Source organism: Pseudomonas sp. PL-6, from assembly GCF_054110165.1.
This window is the reverse complement of the sequence record NZ_CM134189.1, coordinates 3,753,258-3,767,541: the sequence shown is the minus strand read 5'-3', so window position 1 is coordinate 3,767,541 and position 14,284 is coordinate 3,753,258. Positions and strand designations below refer to the sequence as shown.

At 67.9% G+C, this 14,284-nt stretch carries 15 protein-coding genes; 10 read left to right on the top strand and 5 right to left on the bottom strand.

Annotated elements, in window-relative coordinates:
• Positions 1 to 256 precede the first annotated feature (256 nt).
• The 6 genes from ACW9UL_RS16085 (at position 257) to ACW9UL_RS16060 (ending at position 5,161) form a co-directional block, all read left to right on the top strand.
• Positions 257 to 694: an HIT family protein gene (locus ACW9UL_RS16085; RefSeq protein WP_457787640.1), complete on the top strand. Its 438-nt coding sequence runs from the start codon at positions 257 to 259 to the stop codon at positions 692 to 694.
• Positions 695 to 797: 103 nt separating this feature from the next.
• Positions 798 to 1,316 carry a putative adhesin gene (locus ACW9UL_RS16080; RefSeq protein ID WP_457787639.1) on the top strand — a complete coding sequence of 173 codons (519 nt, stop codon included), beginning with the start codon at positions 798 to 800 and terminating at the stop codon, positions 1,314 to 1,316.
• A 113-nt stretch (positions 1,317 to 1,429) separates the two neighbouring features.
• Positions 1,430 to 1,855 (top strand): 3-isopropylmalate dehydratase, encoded by a 426-nt coding sequence (locus tag ACW9UL_RS16075; protein WP_457787638.1) that lies wholly within the window; start codon positions 1,430 to 1,432, stop codon positions 1,853 to 1,855.
• A gap of 115 nt (positions 1,856 to 1,970) precedes the next feature.
• Complete coding sequence (locus ACW9UL_RS16070) at positions 1,971 to 2,858, top strand: LysR substrate-binding domain-containing protein (protein ID WP_457787637.1); 888 nt, start codon at positions 1,971 to 1,973, stop codon at positions 2,856 to 2,858.
• Positions 2,859 to 2,954: 96 nt separating this feature from the next.
• On the top strand, positions 2,955 to 4,073 hold the full coding sequence (gene aguA, locus ACW9UL_RS16065; RefSeq protein WP_457787636.1) for an agmatine deiminase: 1,119 nt from the start codon (positions 2,955 to 2,957) through the stop codon (positions 4,071 to 4,073).
• A 2-nt stretch (positions 4,074 to 4,075) separates the two neighbouring features.
• Positions 4,076 to 5,161, top strand: coding sequence for an extracellular solute-binding protein (locus ACW9UL_RS16060; protein ID WP_457787635.1), 1,086 nt, complete (start codon positions 4,076 to 4,078; stop codon positions 5,159 to 5,161).
• 23 nt (positions 5,162 to 5,184) lie between these two features.
• Here ACW9UL_RS16060 and ACW9UL_RS16055 read toward each other — a convergent pair whose 3' ends face one another.
• On the bottom strand, positions 5,185 to 5,796 hold the full coding sequence (locus tag ACW9UL_RS16055) for a LysE family translocator (RefSeq protein WP_457787634.1): 612 nt from the start codon (positions 5,794 to 5,796) through the stop codon (positions 5,185 to 5,187).
• Positions 5,797 to 5,997: 201 nt separating this feature from the next.
• Between ACW9UL_RS16055 and ACW9UL_RS16050 the strand changes: the two genes are divergently transcribed.
• Positions 5,998 to 7,536: a methyl-accepting chemotaxis protein gene (locus ACW9UL_RS16050; protein ID WP_457787633.1), complete on the top strand. Its 1,539-nt coding sequence runs from the start codon at positions 5,998 to 6,000 to the stop codon at positions 7,534 to 7,536.
• Between the two features lie 3 nt (positions 7,537 to 7,539).
• Here the strand turns inward: ACW9UL_RS16050 and ACW9UL_RS16045 are convergent, their stop codons facing one another.
• Positions 7,540 to 9,150, bottom strand: a complete 1,611-nt coding sequence (locus tag ACW9UL_RS16045) for an FMN-binding glutamate synthase family protein (protein WP_457787632.1) — start codon at positions 9,148 to 9,150, stop codon at positions 7,540 to 7,542.
• Positions 9,151 to 9,210: 60 nt separating this feature from the next.
• Entirely contained in the window at positions 9,211 to 10,371 is a 1,161-nt protein-coding gene (locus ACW9UL_RS16040) for a hypothetical protein (RefSeq protein ID WP_457787631.1), read from the bottom strand.
• A gap of 322 nt (positions 10,372 to 10,693) precedes the next feature.
• On the opposite strand from ACW9UL_RS16040, the gene ACW9UL_RS16035 reads away from it, so the two are divergent.
• The 3 genes from ACW9UL_RS16035 to ACW9UL_RS16025 are packed head-to-tail and all read left to right on the top strand — an operon-like array spanning position 10,694 to position 12,693.
• Complete coding sequence (locus ACW9UL_RS16035) at positions 10,694 to 11,815, top strand: beta-ketoacyl-ACP synthase III (protein WP_031303016.1); 1,122 nt, start codon at positions 10,694 to 10,696, stop codon at positions 11,813 to 11,815.
• Between the two features lie 48 nt (positions 11,816 to 11,863).
• The gene (locus ACW9UL_RS16030) at positions 11,864 to 12,466 is read left to right on the top strand and encodes an RNA polymerase sigma factor (RefSeq protein ID WP_021443647.1); all 603 of its coding nucleotides are present in this window, start codon (positions 11,864 to 11,866) and stop codon (positions 12,464 to 12,466) included.
• A complete protein-coding gene (locus ACW9UL_RS16025) occupies positions 12,460 to 12,693 on the top strand; it encodes an anti-sigma factor family protein (RefSeq protein WP_021443648.1) in 234 nt (77 codons plus the stop codon). The genes ACW9UL_RS16030 and ACW9UL_RS16025 overlap by 7 nt, the downstream gene beginning before the upstream one ends.
• Before the next feature lie 7 nt (positions 12,694 to 12,700).
• Here ACW9UL_RS16025 and ACW9UL_RS16020 read toward each other — a convergent pair whose 3' ends face one another.
• Both ACW9UL_RS16020 and ACW9UL_RS16015 read right to left on the bottom strand, forming a co-directional pair.
• Positions 12,701 to 13,897 (bottom strand): amino acid aminotransferase, encoded by a 1,197-nt coding sequence (locus ACW9UL_RS16020; protein ID WP_457787630.1) that lies wholly within the window; start codon positions 13,895 to 13,897, stop codon positions 12,701 to 12,703.
• Positions 13,894 to 14,247, bottom strand: coding sequence for a 4a-hydroxytetrahydrobiopterin dehydratase (locus ACW9UL_RS16015; protein ID WP_021443225.1), 354 nt, complete (start codon positions 14,245 to 14,247; stop codon positions 13,894 to 13,896). Before ACW9UL_RS16015 ends, ACW9UL_RS16020 begins: the two co-directional genes overlap by 4 nt.
• Positions 14,248 to 14,284 lie beyond the last annotated feature (37 nt).

The window sequence follows — 14,284 nt, the reverse complement described above, 5'->3', positions numbered from 1 at the left end:
GATCAGAACACGCAGGGTGTGGGCGAGGGAAATCGATCCTGCTGCTAATGCCCATCGACCCGGGCGATGCCGGCAGGTTCCCGATGCTCGGGCCGGGTATGGGCGCCAGCGTTGCGCCGGTCAACCGCCGGTTTTTGCGCGCCGGCGAGGCGGGACATGGGGACGCGAGCCATACGGCGGTGAAGCGCCGGTTTCCTGGGAGCGGGCTAGGCGGTATGGTGCGAGCTTTCCTCCACCCGGCACGGAGCCCATCGGCATGAGTCTGCACGGTACCTACGATCCCCAGAACATCTTCGCCCAGATCATTCGCGGCGAAGCGCCCTGCTACAAGCTCTACGAAGACGACGAGGTGCTGGCCTTCCTCGACCTGTTCCCGCAGTCCTACGGCCACAGCCTGGTGATTCCCAAGCGCGCCGCCGCGCGCAATATCCTCGAGATCGACGAGGCCAGCCTGGCCAAGGTGATGGCCGTGGTGCAGAAGCTCACCCGCGCCCTGGTCGAGGAGCTGGAGCCGGCCGGGGTGCAGGTGGCGCAGTTCAACGGCGCGCCGGCCGGGCAGACGGTGTTCCATATCCATATGCACGTGATCCCGCGCTTCCCCGGCGAGCAACTGGGCATCCATGCGGCGAACAAGGCCGATCCGGCTGAGCTGGAAGCGCTGCAGGCGCGGCTGGTCAAGCGCTTGCACGGCTGAGGCGACGGCCTGCGTGGCGCGCAGGGGAGTGGACTGCTAGCTTGACCCGGTCGCTTGCGACTGGGTTCAAGCAGTGTCATCCACTTCTTCGAGGGACCGAGCCATGAAACTGGCGGAAATGCACGACGACGTGTTCCTGCGCAACATCATGGTCTTCGCCGGGCACGGCGGTTATTGCAGGGTCTACAAGCAACGGCCGAAACACATCCGGGTGCCGGAGGGCACCACTATCACCTTCTGGTGCTCGGACGGTCACGCCCAGTTCCACGGGCTGGACACCCTGGACAACGATATCGGCAAGCTGGTCGACGTCACCAATGGCCTGTCCGGCATGTGCAAATCCATGCGTGACAAGCAACTGGCGTTGCCCGAAACCTACGAGGCGGGCGATCAGGTGCGCAACTACGTGCTGCTCGCTCCGGACAACCTGAAGCTGGGCGAGGCGCGAGCCCTGTCGCGGTTGGCCACGGTCAAGCAACCCGGCCTGGGCCAGACCAAGGGCGTGTTTCTCGAGGACCTGCTGTACAACTACCGCGGCAGGAACTGCCACTGGGCAGCCTGCCGCAACGTGATCCATATGGCCGATACGCTGCTGGACGGTGGCGAACTGCTGAGCGAATAGCCGCCGCGGTGTGGCGCCTGCCGGCGAGTAGCGGTGAGCGGGTTTTGGCACTTGAGCTGCCGCCTGCCTGCGCCAATACTCAGGCGGCATCCACCGCGCCCATGGAGGGCCTCATGCGTTCGCTTCTTATCGCTCTGCCGTTGTTGCTGCTGGCCGGCTGTTCGTCCTTTCGCGGCGACCCGGAACATGTCCGCCCGGTGCCGGCCGAGCGCCTGCTGGCCTTTCAGGAGGCCCGCGCGGGCAGCGCGCAGATCGTGGTCAATCGCGACTTCGGCATGCTGGGCGGCGGCTGCTACGTGGCCATCGAAGTGGATCGCCAGGTCGCCGCGCGCATCGGTGTCGGCGAGGTGGCGACCTTCCAGGTACGGCCCGGCACCCGCGTGGTGGGCATCACCCTGGACAAGCAGGACGACACCCTGTGCAGCATGGGCCGCCTGCTGCGCGAGCTGGCGGTGCCGGTCAAGGCCGGCGAAAGCCATGCCTTCCGTATCGTCAGCCAGAACAAGGGCGGCTTCGATATCCGCCCGGATAAGCCCTGACGGAGCTTGCGTGGGTAGGGTGCGCCCCGGGCATCGTCGCGGCTCCGCTGCGCATGGCTTGTCGGCTGTGCGCGCCTGAGCCAGGATGCCGCTTTTTGCCGGAACCGGGATCGCCATGCGCCGCCTGCCTTCGCTCACCGCCCTGCGTACCTTCGAGGCCGCCGCGCGCCACGCCCACTTCGGCCGCGCCGCCGCCGAGCTGTGCGTCACCGACAGCGCGGTGAGCCACCAGATTCGCCAGTTGGAGGAGCAACTCGGTACCGCGCTGTTCCAGCGCGAGGGCCGTCAGGTGCGGCCGACGCCGCAGGCGCGGCGTCTGTTGCACAGCCTGCAGCAGGCCTTCGAGCTGATCGGTGAGGCCTGCGACGAGCTGCGCGACCCCGGCTCGCAGGCGCAGCTGCGCATCGCGGTGACCGTGGAGCTGGCGCAGAAGTGGCTGGTCGGGCGCCTGGCCGATTTCACCGAGCGCTATCCGCAGATCACCTTGCACCTGCACGAGCAGCCACTGGAGGCGCCCTTGCCCGGTGCCGAGATCGACCTGGCGATCACCTACGGCACCGGCCCCGAGGATGCCAGCGCCTACTTCGTGCGGCCGCTGCCGACCCTGCAGTTCTTCCCGGTGTGCAGCCCCGGCCTGTTCAACCAGCTGCCGCTCAAGCACCCGCGCGACCTGGCCCGCCACTGCCTGCTGCACGACGACCAGGACGGCAAGACCTGGACCGCCTGGCTGACCACCCACGCCGGCGACATCCAGCCGGCGCGCCATCTCTACCTGGGCCATGCCGGGCTGACCATGGAGGCCGCCGCGCGCGGCCAGGGCGTGGCCATCGGCGACAACCTGACCAGTGCCGAGGACCTGGCTAGCGGTCGCCTGGTGCGCCCGTTCGCCGCCCAGGTGGCCTCGCTGGGGCAATACGCGCTGGTCTGCGAACGCCTGCGTCTGGACAAGCCGGCGGTGGCACAGTTCATCGAGTGGTTCACCGATCAGCTGGTCGACCTGTGAATTGAATTCAGCTATCCCGCGATAATCGTCATTGGTCGCGGCCGCTCTGCCGCGGGTACTGTCGGCTCATCTCCAGCCACCGACGAGTACCTAGCAATGGCCCGTACCCTGACCTCCCTGCCCAAGGCCGACGGCTTCCGCCTGCCCGGTGAATTCGAACCCAAGGCCCGCTGCTGGCTCGGCTGGCCGGAGCGCCCGGACGTGTGGCGCAACGGCGGCAAGCCGGCGCAGAAGGTCTGGGTCGAGATCGTCAGCGCCATCGCCAGCAGCGAGCCGGTCACCGTGTGCGCCTCGGCGGCCCAGTACGCCAACGCCCGCCGCCAGTTGCCGGCCCAGGTGCGGGTGGTCGAGATGACCTGCAACGACACCTGGTTCCGCGACAGCGGCCCGGCCTTCCTGGTTAACGACGAGAGCGGCGAGGTGCGCGGTGTGGACTTCGAGTTCAACGCCTACGGCGGCCTCGATGGCGGCCTCTACTACCCCTGGGACAAGGACGACCAGATCGCCCAGAAGATCCTCGAGATCGAAGGCCTCGAGCGCTACCGCGCCCCCTTTATCGCCGAGATGGGCGGCATCCAGAGCGATGGCCAGCGCACCCTGCTGACCACCGAGCAGTGCCTGCTCAACCGCAACCGCAACGCCCACCTGGGCCAGGACGAGATGACCCGCCGCCTGCAGGATTACCTGGGCGCCGAGCAGGTGATCTGGCTGCCGCGCGGCTGCAAGTTCGACGAAACCGACGGCCATATCGACGACCTGGCCTGCTTCGTCCGCCCCGGCGTGGTGGTGATGCAGTGGACCGACGATCGCCGCGACCCGCAGTGGGAAATCTACCAGGAGGCCTACGACATCCTGCGCAGCACCCGCGACGCCCGTGGCCGCGCGCTGGAGGTGCACAAGCTGCCGCAGCCAAGCGTGCTGGAGTGGACGGCGGCCGAGGCCGAGGGCCTGGATCAGGACGACGCCACCCACACCCGTCAGGCCGGCACGCAGATCTGCGCCTCCTACATCAACTACTACGCCGGCAACTCGGCCATCGTCCTGCCGCTGTTCGGCGACGCCAACGACCGCATCGCCCAGGCCACCCTGGCCGAGCTGTTCCCCAGGCACCGCATCCTCGGCATCGAGAACTCGCGGGAGATCCTCCTCGGCGGCGGCAACGTCGCCTGCATCACCATGCCGCAATACGCCGCGCCCCAGCGCCAGGAGGTGTAGCCATGCGTCTGTCCGCACTCTGCATAGCCCTCGGCTTGTCCGCCGCCGCGCAGGCGGCGGAGCCCGCCAAGCAGGTCAATCTGTATATCTGGAACGAGTACCTGGCGCCGGACACCCTGGCGTCCTTCGAGGCCAAGACCGGCATCCGCGTGGTGGTCGACCACTTCGATTCGCTGGAAACCGTGGAAACCAAGCTGCTCACCGGCGGCAGCGGCTACGACCTGGTGCTGACCGCCGGCCAGCACCTGAGCCGGGCCATCGCCAGCGGCGCGCTGCAGGAGCTGGACAAGTCGCGCCTGCCGCACTTCGCCGGGCTGGATGCGGAGTTCACCGCGCACATGGCCGCGTTCGATCCGGGCAACCGTTACGCCGGGCTGTACGTCTGGGGCACCACCGGCTTCGGCTACCAGCAGGAGGCCATCGCTGCGCGCATGAGCGACGCGCCGACCGGCAGCTGGGCGATGCTTATGGACCCGGCCGTGGTGGCGCGCTTCGCCGACTGCGGAGTGAGCTTGCTCAACGACCCCAACGAGGTGTTCGCCGCCGCCTTCCGCTACCTGGGGCTGGATATCAACCGGCAGAACCTCGATGACCTCAAGGCCGCCGAGGCCCACCTGGCCAAGGTCAGGCCGCATATCCGCTACTTCGACAACGACCGCAATATCAGCGACCTGGCCAACGGCAACACCTGCCTGGCGATGGCCTGGAACGGCAACGTCGCCATCGCCGCGGCGCAGGCCGAGCAGGCCGGTAAGGACTACCGACTGAGCTACCGCATCCCCCGCGAGGGCGCGCTGATCTGGTTCGACGCCATGGTCATCCCGGCGGATGCGCCGCACCCCGAGGCCGGCCTGGCGCTGATGGATCACCTGATGAGCCCCAAGGTGATCGGTGCCATCAGCAACAGCATCTACTACGCCAATGCGGTGCCGGCGGCCGACGCCTTCGTCGACCCGGCGCTGCTCGCCGACCCCGGCACCTACCCGCCGGCCGAGCTGCGCGCCACGCTGTACAGCAAGAACGACAACGGCCACGAGTTCAACCGCGCCCTGACCCGCGCCTTCAGTCGGCTGAAATCGGGCAAGTAGCGGCCCCTCAGCGGCTCAGCGGCTCAGCGGCTCAGCGGCAGGGCGGCGCCCATCAGCGCGAACAGGCCGCCGCAGCCGCGATTGAAGCCGCGGCCGCTGCGCTCCAGCCAGGGACGGATGCGCTGCGCCATGCGCGCCAGCAGGTATTCCACCAGGCCTTCGACCAGGGCGAAGGTCAGCGCCATCACCGCGAACTGTTGCCACAGGCTGCGCGCCGGGTCGAGGAACTGCGGCAGGAAGGCGCCGAAGAACAGGATCACCTTGGGGTTGGACAGCGCCGCCAGCAGGCCCTGGCGAAACAGCGCGGCGACGGGTTTCTGCGCGCCCTGGTCGGCGACCGTCAGGTGCAGCGCCGGCGCCCGCCAGAGCTGGATGCCGAGCCAGATCAGGTAGGCGCCGCCGATCCACTTGAGCACCAGCAGGGCGTCGGCGGAGGCCTTGAGCAGGGCGGCCAGGCCGAACATCGACAGGGCCATCAGCAGGGCGAAGCCGAGCACGCCGCCGAACACCGTCCAGCTGGCCTTGCGGTGACCGTAGAGCGCGCCGTGGGTCAGCGCCAGCAGGCCGTTGGGGCCGGGCGTCAGCGACAGGCCGATCACGGCGACGAGAAACAGCAACCAGGTATGCAGGGCCATGATGCGATCCAGGGCGGCGGGAAGGTGCTGCGAGTCTGGCCCAGCGCGCGTAGCGGGTAAAGGGAGGGCGGCAGGGCGTGAAGGTTTGCTGTAGTGGCACTTTGCTCGTGTCTGTCGTCGCTTTATTGCACAAGCGTGCTAGATTTCAGTCGCCAATTAGAATAAATCGCCCCATTCGCGTGCCTGCCAGGGAGGCTTCTCATGTTCAGCCAATTCCATCTGCAAGCCGACCGCCTGATGCTCGGGGTGCTCTGGCTCATCACCCTGTATGCCTTCGGCCTGGCCTTCTGGCACGACACCTGGGCCGCCGCGCTGGTGATCGGCGGCGGCACGGCCTCGAGCCTGAGCCTGCTGTACCGGCTGATCGGCGGCAGCCGCGCCTACCGCTGCCTGATGGGCGTGGCCTTCATGGTGCTGGCCGCGCTGCATATCCAGCAGAGCCACGGCATGCTGGAGATGCACTTCAGCGTCTTCGTGCTGCTGGCCTTTCTGCTCTATTACCGTGACTGGCTGCCGATTCTCTGCGCGGCCGCGGTCATCGCCGTGCATCACGTGGCGTTCTTCGCCCTGCAGCAGGGCGGCGCCGAGGTCTGGGTGGTGCGCGGCGACGGCGGCTGGCCGGTGATCTTCATCCACGCCGCCTACGTGGTGGCGGAAACCCTGGTGCTGCTGGTACTGGCCGTGCACGGTGCGCGCGAGGCGGCGGCCAGCGAGGACCTGCAGCGCACCTCGGCGCACCTGCTGCGCGAGGGCGAGCCGGTCGACCTGGCCTACCGCAGCGGCGCCGGCAATCGCCTGGCGCAGCGCTTCAACCGCTTTCTCGGTTTGCTCGATCAACTGGTCAGCCGGGTGGTCGCCGCCGGCGGCGAGTTGCACGACACCAGCCGTCACCTGAGCCGCTCCACCGCCGAGCTGAACCAGTGCGCCGAGGCCCTGCTGGGGGCCACCGCGCAGATGGGCGGCGCCATCGAACAGCTGACCCAGGCCGTGGTGCAGGTCTCGGCGGATGCCGAGCAGGCCGCGCACACCGCGCAGCAGGCCGACCGCGACGCCAGCGCCGGGGCGCAGGCGATCGGCGCCACGCAGACCGGCATTCTCGAACTGGAGCGCGACCTGCAGGGCGCCGCCGAGGTGGTGCAGGCCCTGGCCGACAGTAGCCAGCAGATCGGCCGGGTGCTCGAGGTGATCGGCGCGGTGGCGGAGCAGACCAACCTGTTGGCGCTCAATGCCGCCATCGAGGCGGCGCGTGCCGGCGAACAGGGCCGCGGTTTCGCCGTGGTCGCCGACGAGGTGCGCCAGCTGGCGCGGCGCACCCAGCAGGCCACCGGCGAGATTCGCGAGCTGATCGCCAGCCTGCAGCAAGGCAGCGCGCGGGCGGTGGCGGCGATGCAGGCCAGCCACGCCGGGGTGGCGCGCTGCGTCGGCTACACCGAGCAGACCGTCGACCTGCTGGGCAACGTGCACCGCTCGATCGAGGCCATCCAGTCCATCGGCGTGTCGACCCGCGAGCAACTGGCGGCGACCAGCGAGGTGGGGCGGCTGATCCAGCAGGTGCGCAGCATCGCCGACGACACCGCGCGCGATGCCCAGGAGGTGGCGCACGACAGCCAGCGCCTGGAGCAGCTGGCCGGCAATCTGGGCCAGCTGTGCAGCGAATTCCATGTCAGCGGCGCGGCGCCGGTGGTCGCCGATGTCGAGGTGGTCGCCAGCGCCGAAGGCTATCGCTTGCAGCCGGCCTGAGCCTCAGGCCGGCGCCGGCTCGAAGCTGTCGGCCCGCGCCATCCGCCACATGCGTTCGTAGAACTCGCCGCCGATCTGCCCGCCGAGCAGCTCGCCGGGGGCGAGGAACACGTGCTGCTGGGCGAACAGCTTGATCTCGGTGGCGGACATGCGCTGCACCAGGTGCTTGGCATCGATCTGCGCCGGGTGCTCGAGGCCGGCGGCGGCGAGCATCTCGGCCAGCGCCTTGAGCGTGTTGCGGTGGAAGTTGTGCACCCGCTGGGCCTTGTCCTCGACCACCAGGGCGCGCTGGCGCAGCGGGTCCTGGGTGGCCACGCCGGTCGGGCACTTGTTGGTATGGCAGCTCTGGCTCTGGATGCAGCCGATGGCGAACATGAAGCCGCGCGCCGAGTTGGCCCAGTCGGCGCCGATGGCCAGCACCCGGGCGATGTCGAAGGCGCTGACGATCTTGCCGCTGGCGCCGAGCTTGATCTGGTCGCGCAGCTTGCAGCCGACCAGGGTGTTGTGGACGAACAGCAGGCCCTCGCGCAGCGGCACGCCGAGGTGATCGGTGAACTCCAGCGGCGCCGCGCCGGTGCCGCCTTCCTTGCCGTCGACCACGATGAAGTCCGGCAGGATGCCGGTCTCCAGCATGGCCTTGGCGATGGCCATGAACTCCCAGGGATGGCCCAGGCAGAACTTGAACCCCACCGGTTTGCCGCCGGAGAGTTCGCGCAGCCTGGCGATGAACTGCAGCAGCTCGATGGGGGTGGCAAAGGCGCTGTGGCGCGACGGCGAGATGCAGTCCTGGCCCATGGGCACGCCGCGGGTGCTGGCGATTTCCGCGGTGACCTTGTGCTTGGGCAGGATGCCGCCGTGGCCGGGCTTGGCGCCCTGGCTGAGCTTGATCTCGATCATCTTCACCTGCGGATCGCAGGCTTGGGCGGCGAAGCGCTCCGGGTCGAACTGGCCGTCGTCGGTGCGGCAGCCGAAGTAGCCGCTACCGAGCTCCCACACCAGGTCGCCGCCGTGCTCGCGGTGGTAGGGACTGATGCTGCCTTCGCCGGTGTCGTGGTAGAAGTTGCCGAGCCTGGCGCCCTGGTTCAGCGCACGGATGGCATTGGCGCTGAGCGAGCCGAAGCTCATCGCCGAGACGTTGAACAGCGACGCCGAGTACGGCTGGCGGCACTGCGGCCCGCCGATCGGCACGCGAAAGCTGCAGGGGTCGCTCAGCGGCGCCGGGCGCATGGAGTGGCTGATGAACTCGAAGCCGTTCTGGTACACGTCGCTCAAAGTGCCGAAGGGCTTGTCGGCGCCCTCGTTCTTGGCCCGCGCGTAGACTAGCGAGCGCTGCGCGCGGGAAAACGGCAGCTGCTCGCTGTCGCCTTCGAGCAGGTACTGGCGGATCTCCGGGCGGATGCCCTCGACCAGGTAGCGGATATTGCCCAGGATCGGGTAGTTGCGCCGCACCGCCTGGCGCGTCTGCAGCAGGTCGCCGATGCCGATCAGGCTGAGTGCGGCGGCGAGCAGGGTGAAGGGCCACAGCCATTCGTGCTGGAGAAAGGGCAGGCTGGCCAGGGTGAACAGCACACAGAAGGCGAAAAAGGCGTAGCGGCTGAGTAGCGAGAGATTCATGTGGGCTCCGGCGTCCTGATGGCGCAAAGCTTCACTCTAGACGCCTGGCGCCAGTCCGGGTCAAGTCCGATGTGCATCGCGGTGGCTGCGCCGGGCCATCGCGCGCGTTCCAGGCAACCCCCTGCCTGTCGGCAGGGGGCGGGGGGGGCAGCGGTTGACGCTCTTGAAGTTGTCGTCCGAAGGCTCCTTGGTGTAGGCGCCGAGGTCGTGCACCAGCTTCGTGCTGCCGTTCATCAAGGTGCCGATGCGGCTGTCGGCGGTGCGCGCCGAGGCGGCCTGGTTGCTGCTGCCGCTGATCGGCGGCGGGTTGAAGCTGAATGACCAGAGGTAGTGCCAGACGGCTGCATTGTGCTTCTCGGTCTGCTGGGTGGCGTTGAAGTACCAGGGCTTGAGTTCGGTGAACGCGGTCATGTTCATCAGGCCGGTATTGGCGTCGCCGACGAACACCGTGCTGGTCACCGCCGAGGTGCGGTACGCCTCGAAGATCACCCCCTTGCCTTTCAGTTCGCTGACGTAGCTGCGGCACACTTCTCCGACCCAGCGATTGTTCAGCCAGCTCTTGGCTTGATTGGAATAGAAGGGGTCGAGCAGGGCCACGCGCTTCGGCAGCAGGCGGCTGTTGAGGCTGCCGGCGCTGACCGCATCGCTGATTTTCTTGGTCAGGACGATGGCCAGCTGGTTGCCCAGGGAGTGGCCGAGCAGGCGGATGTTGTTGCCGCTGTAGCTGGCCAGGTTGGCCTTGTAGTGATCGAACAGCAGGTCGCCGGCCGACTTGTTCGGACCGCTGCTGTAGACCCCGCTGCTGTTGCGCCAGCGCATGCCGCGCGGGCCGCTGGCGCTCCAGATCTTGGCTTCGGCGTCCTTCACCTCGCCCTCGTCGGCGAACTGGTTCCAGTACAGGATGCCGACGTTGTAGCCGGCGACGAGCCAGGCATGGGCCAGGTCCAGGTCCGGGCCGCCGGCATCCTTGCGGTTGAAGGTTTCGCGGTCCTTCCTCTGGGTAGCGCCGTTCTGCCAGCCGTGGATGTAGATGACGGTGGGCTTGCTGTTGCTGAAATAGGCATTGCTCTGGCCGGGCACGGCTTTCTGCCAGCTGTCGCCGTAGCCGAACCAGTACAGACCATGATCGAGGTTCTGGAAGGTGCTGTCGGGGAAGACGCCGACGGCGGCCTGGGTCAGGGAAGAGAAGCCCAGTACGAGCAGCAAGAGGAACTGGCGCATGGCGGGACCTTTTATTGTTATGAAGTGCCAGCAGCCTATAGATTGTCGGACAATTTCGAATCGCCCAAACGGGTGAGCGCCCCGCGCTTGGCGCCGCTGTGTGCGCCATGGCCCGTTGTGCTCATCTTTGCCTCAATAGCCGTTCTATTGTCCGCTAAACGCTTGTCAGCAGAGCGGACGAAGGCCCTGTGCCTGTGGCAAACTCAGCGGCCAGTAGCAGAACGTGGCAGCGTTCGGCCAGCCTTTTTACCACTTGGCCCTGTTGGCCAAGGTTCAGCGCATAACCGGCCGCTGCTTGCGGTCGAGAACAAGAGGAATGACCGTGCATAACGTCGTGATCAGTGGTACCGGCCTGTACACCCCGGCCAACAGCATTTCCAACGACGAACTGGTGGCATCCTTCAATGCCTACGTGCAGCAATTCAATGCCGACAACGCCGAGGCCATCGCCCGCGGCGAGGTCGAGGCGCTGACCGAGTCGAGCAGTGCCTTCATCGAGAAGGCCTCCGGGATCAAGAGCCGTTTCGTCATCGACAAGGCCGGCATCCTCGACCCGCAACGCATGGTGCCGCGCATCCCCGAGCGCTCCAACGAGGACTGGGGCATCCTCTGCGAGATGTCCGTGGCCGCGGCCAAGCAGGCGCTGGAGCGCGCCGGCAAGACCGTCGCCGATATCGACGGGGTGATAGTCGCCTGCTCCAACCTGCAGCGCGCCTACCCGGCGGTGGCCATCGAAGTGCAGGCCGCACTCGGCATCGACGGCTGGGGCTACGACATGAACGTCGCCTGCAGCTCGGCCACCTTCGGCATCCAGGCCGCCACCAACGCGGTGCAGACCGGCCAGGCGCGGGCCATCCTGATGGTCAACCCGGAAATCTGCACCGGCCACCTGAACTTCCGCGACCGCGACAGCCACTTCATCTTCGGCGACGCCGCCACCGCGGTGATCATCGAGCGGGCCGACCTGGCCACCTCCCCGTATCAGTGGGACATCCTCGGCACCAAGCTGCTGACCCAGTTTTCCAACAACATCCGCAACAACTTCGGCTTCCTCAACCGCGCCGCGGAAGAGGGCGTGGGTGCCCGCGACAAGCTGTTCGTCCAGGAAGGCCGCAAGGTGTTCAAGGACGTCTGCCCGATGGTCGCCGAGCTGATCGCCGCGCACCTGGCGGAAAACCAGCTCAACGTCGGCGACGTCAAGCGCTTCTGGCTGCACCAGGCCAATCTCAACATGAACCTGCTGATCGCGCGCAAGCTGCTCGGCCGCGACGCCGAGCCCCACGAGGCGCCGGTGATCCTCGACACCTACGCCAACACCAGTTCGGCCGGTTCGGTGATCGCCCTGCACAAGCATCAGGACGACCTGGCCAGCGGCAGCCTCGGCGTGCTCAGCTCGTTCGGCGCCGGTTATTCCATCGGCAGCGTGATCCTGCGCAAGCGCTGATCCTGCCAACACGGCTGCGGTGTGCGCGGCGCACCCTCGGGGAGAGCCATGACGGACGGCGATCTGCTGGAGCGTCTACTGGCCGGCGAGCAGCAGGCCTACCGCGAGCTGGTCGCCACCTACCAGGGGGCGATGCGCGCGGTGGCCTACGCCATAGTCGGCAGTCGCCATGCCGACGAGGTGGTACAGGACGCCTGGCTCGCCGTGGTGCGCAGCCTGGAGGGCTTCCAGGGCCGTGCCAGCCTGAAGACCTGGCTGCTGACCATCACCGCCAATACCGCCAAGACCCGCCTCAAGCACAATCGGCGCGAGGTGCTGCTCGACGACCTGCCGGGCCCGCACGGCAGCGTCGGCGAGGAGCGTTTCTCCGACGACGGCCACTGGCTGCTGGCGCCGCATGCCTGGCACCAGGACAGCCCCGAGGCCCTGCTGACCGAGCGCGAGCTGCGCGAGTGCCTGGACAAGACCCTGGCCAGCCTGTCCGAACTGCAGGCCAGCGTGCTGGTGCTGCGCGAGCGTCAGGGCCTGGAGCTGGAGGCGATCTGTAATCTTCTCGACATCTCGCTCTCCAATGTCCGCGTGCTGCTGCATCGCGCGCGCCTGAAAGTCTTCGCCACCCTGGAGCATTTCGAGGAGACCGGGCAATGCTGAACTGCAAGGAACTGGTGGCCCAGTCCAGCGATTTTCTCGACGGCCAGCTGAGCCTGCGCCAGCGCCTGGCGGTGCGCGCGCACCTGGCCATGTGCGTGCGCTGCCGGCGTTTCATTCGCCAGCTGAAACTGACCCAGGCGGTGCTGCGCCAGCTGCCCGACGCCGCGGTGCCCGAACTGGACGCCCTGGCCGCGCGCCTGGCCGAGGCGCGGCGCAAGGCGGACTGAACAGGCTCTAAGCGCAGACCCGCGCGATGGCGCTGGCCAACTGCTCCAGGCGGCCGGCATCCAGCCCGGCGACGTTGGCGCGGCCGCTGCCGACCATATAGACGCTGAACTCCTCGCGCAGGCGCTGCACCTGCACAGGCGTCAGGCCGGTGTAGGAGAACATGCCGCGCTGCTCGGCGATATGCGCGAAGCGCTCGCTCAGCCCGTGCGGCGCCAGCGCCTCGACCAGGCCGCGGCGCAGGCTGGCGACGCGCAGGCGCATGGCTTCCAGTTCATCCTGCCACAGGCTCCGGAGCTCGGCGTCGCCGAGAATCTCGGCGACCACCGCGGCGCCGTGGGCCGGCGGCGTCGACCACAGGTTACGGGCGAGGTAGGCCAGCTGGCTGCGGATATCGACGAGCTTGCCGGCATCGCCAGCGCAGACGATCAGCGCGCCGGTGCGCTCGCGGTACAGACCGAAGTTCTTCGAGCAGGAGCTGGTGATCAGCAGCTCCGGCAGCTCGGCGGCGAACAGGCGCACCGCCCAGGCGTCCTGCTCCAGGCCGTTGCCGAAGCCCTGGTAGGCGAAGTCGATCAAGGGCAGCAGCTCGCGCGCCTTGATCACCTCCAGCACGCGCTTGAAGTCGCGCGGGCCGAGGTCGAAGCCGGTGGGGTTGTGGCAGCAGGCATGCAGCAGCACCACGTCGCCCTTGGGCAGGTGGGCCAACGCCGCGATCATCGCCTCCACGTCCAGGCGGTTGTCGGCGCCGACGTAGGGGTAGTGGCCGACCTTGAGCCCGGCCTCGGCGAACAGGGTTTCGTGGATCGGCCAGGTCGGGTCGCTCAGCCAGATGCCGCGTCCCGGCAGGCAGTGGCGGATGAAGTCGCCGGCCAGGCGCAGGGCGCCGGTGCCGCCGGGCGTCTGGGTGGCGCCGGCGCGCTGGCCGGCCAGCAGCGGCGAATCCGCGCCCAGCACCAACTGACTGAGGCGCTCGCCGAAGGCCGCATCGCCATGGCCGCCGACGTAGGTCTTGGTGGTCTCGCTGTCGAGCAGGCGCTGCTCGGCCAGCTTGACCGCGCGCGGAATCGGCGTCAGGCCCTGGGCGTCCTTGTACACGCCGACGCCCAGGTCCAGTTTGGCCGGGTGGCGGTCCAGGCGATAGGCCTCCATCAGGCTCAGGATCGGGTCGCCCGGCACCCGGGCGACGCTGGCGAAATGGCTCACTTGCGACCCTCGGCTGCGGCGGCCAGCAGGTCGGTACGCGCGGCCATGATGAAGTCGTTGCGGTGCAGGCCGCGCATCTCGTGGCTCCACCAAGTGACGGTGACCTTGCCCCATTCGGTGAGCAGGGCCGGGTGATGACCGACTTCCTCGGCGATGGCCCCCACCGCATTGGTGAAGGCCAGGGCGTGGCGGAAGTTCTTGAACAGGTACACGCGCTCCAGCTCCATATGGTCGCCGCGTACCTCGATGTTCCAGTCCGGGATCTCGCGGATCAGTTCGGCCAGTTCTTCATCGGACACCTTCGGCGCATCGGCGCGGCAGGCTTCGCATTGGGCTTGGGCAAGGCTCATGGGTTTTCTCCTGATTTTTTTTAGCCCGGATGAAAAC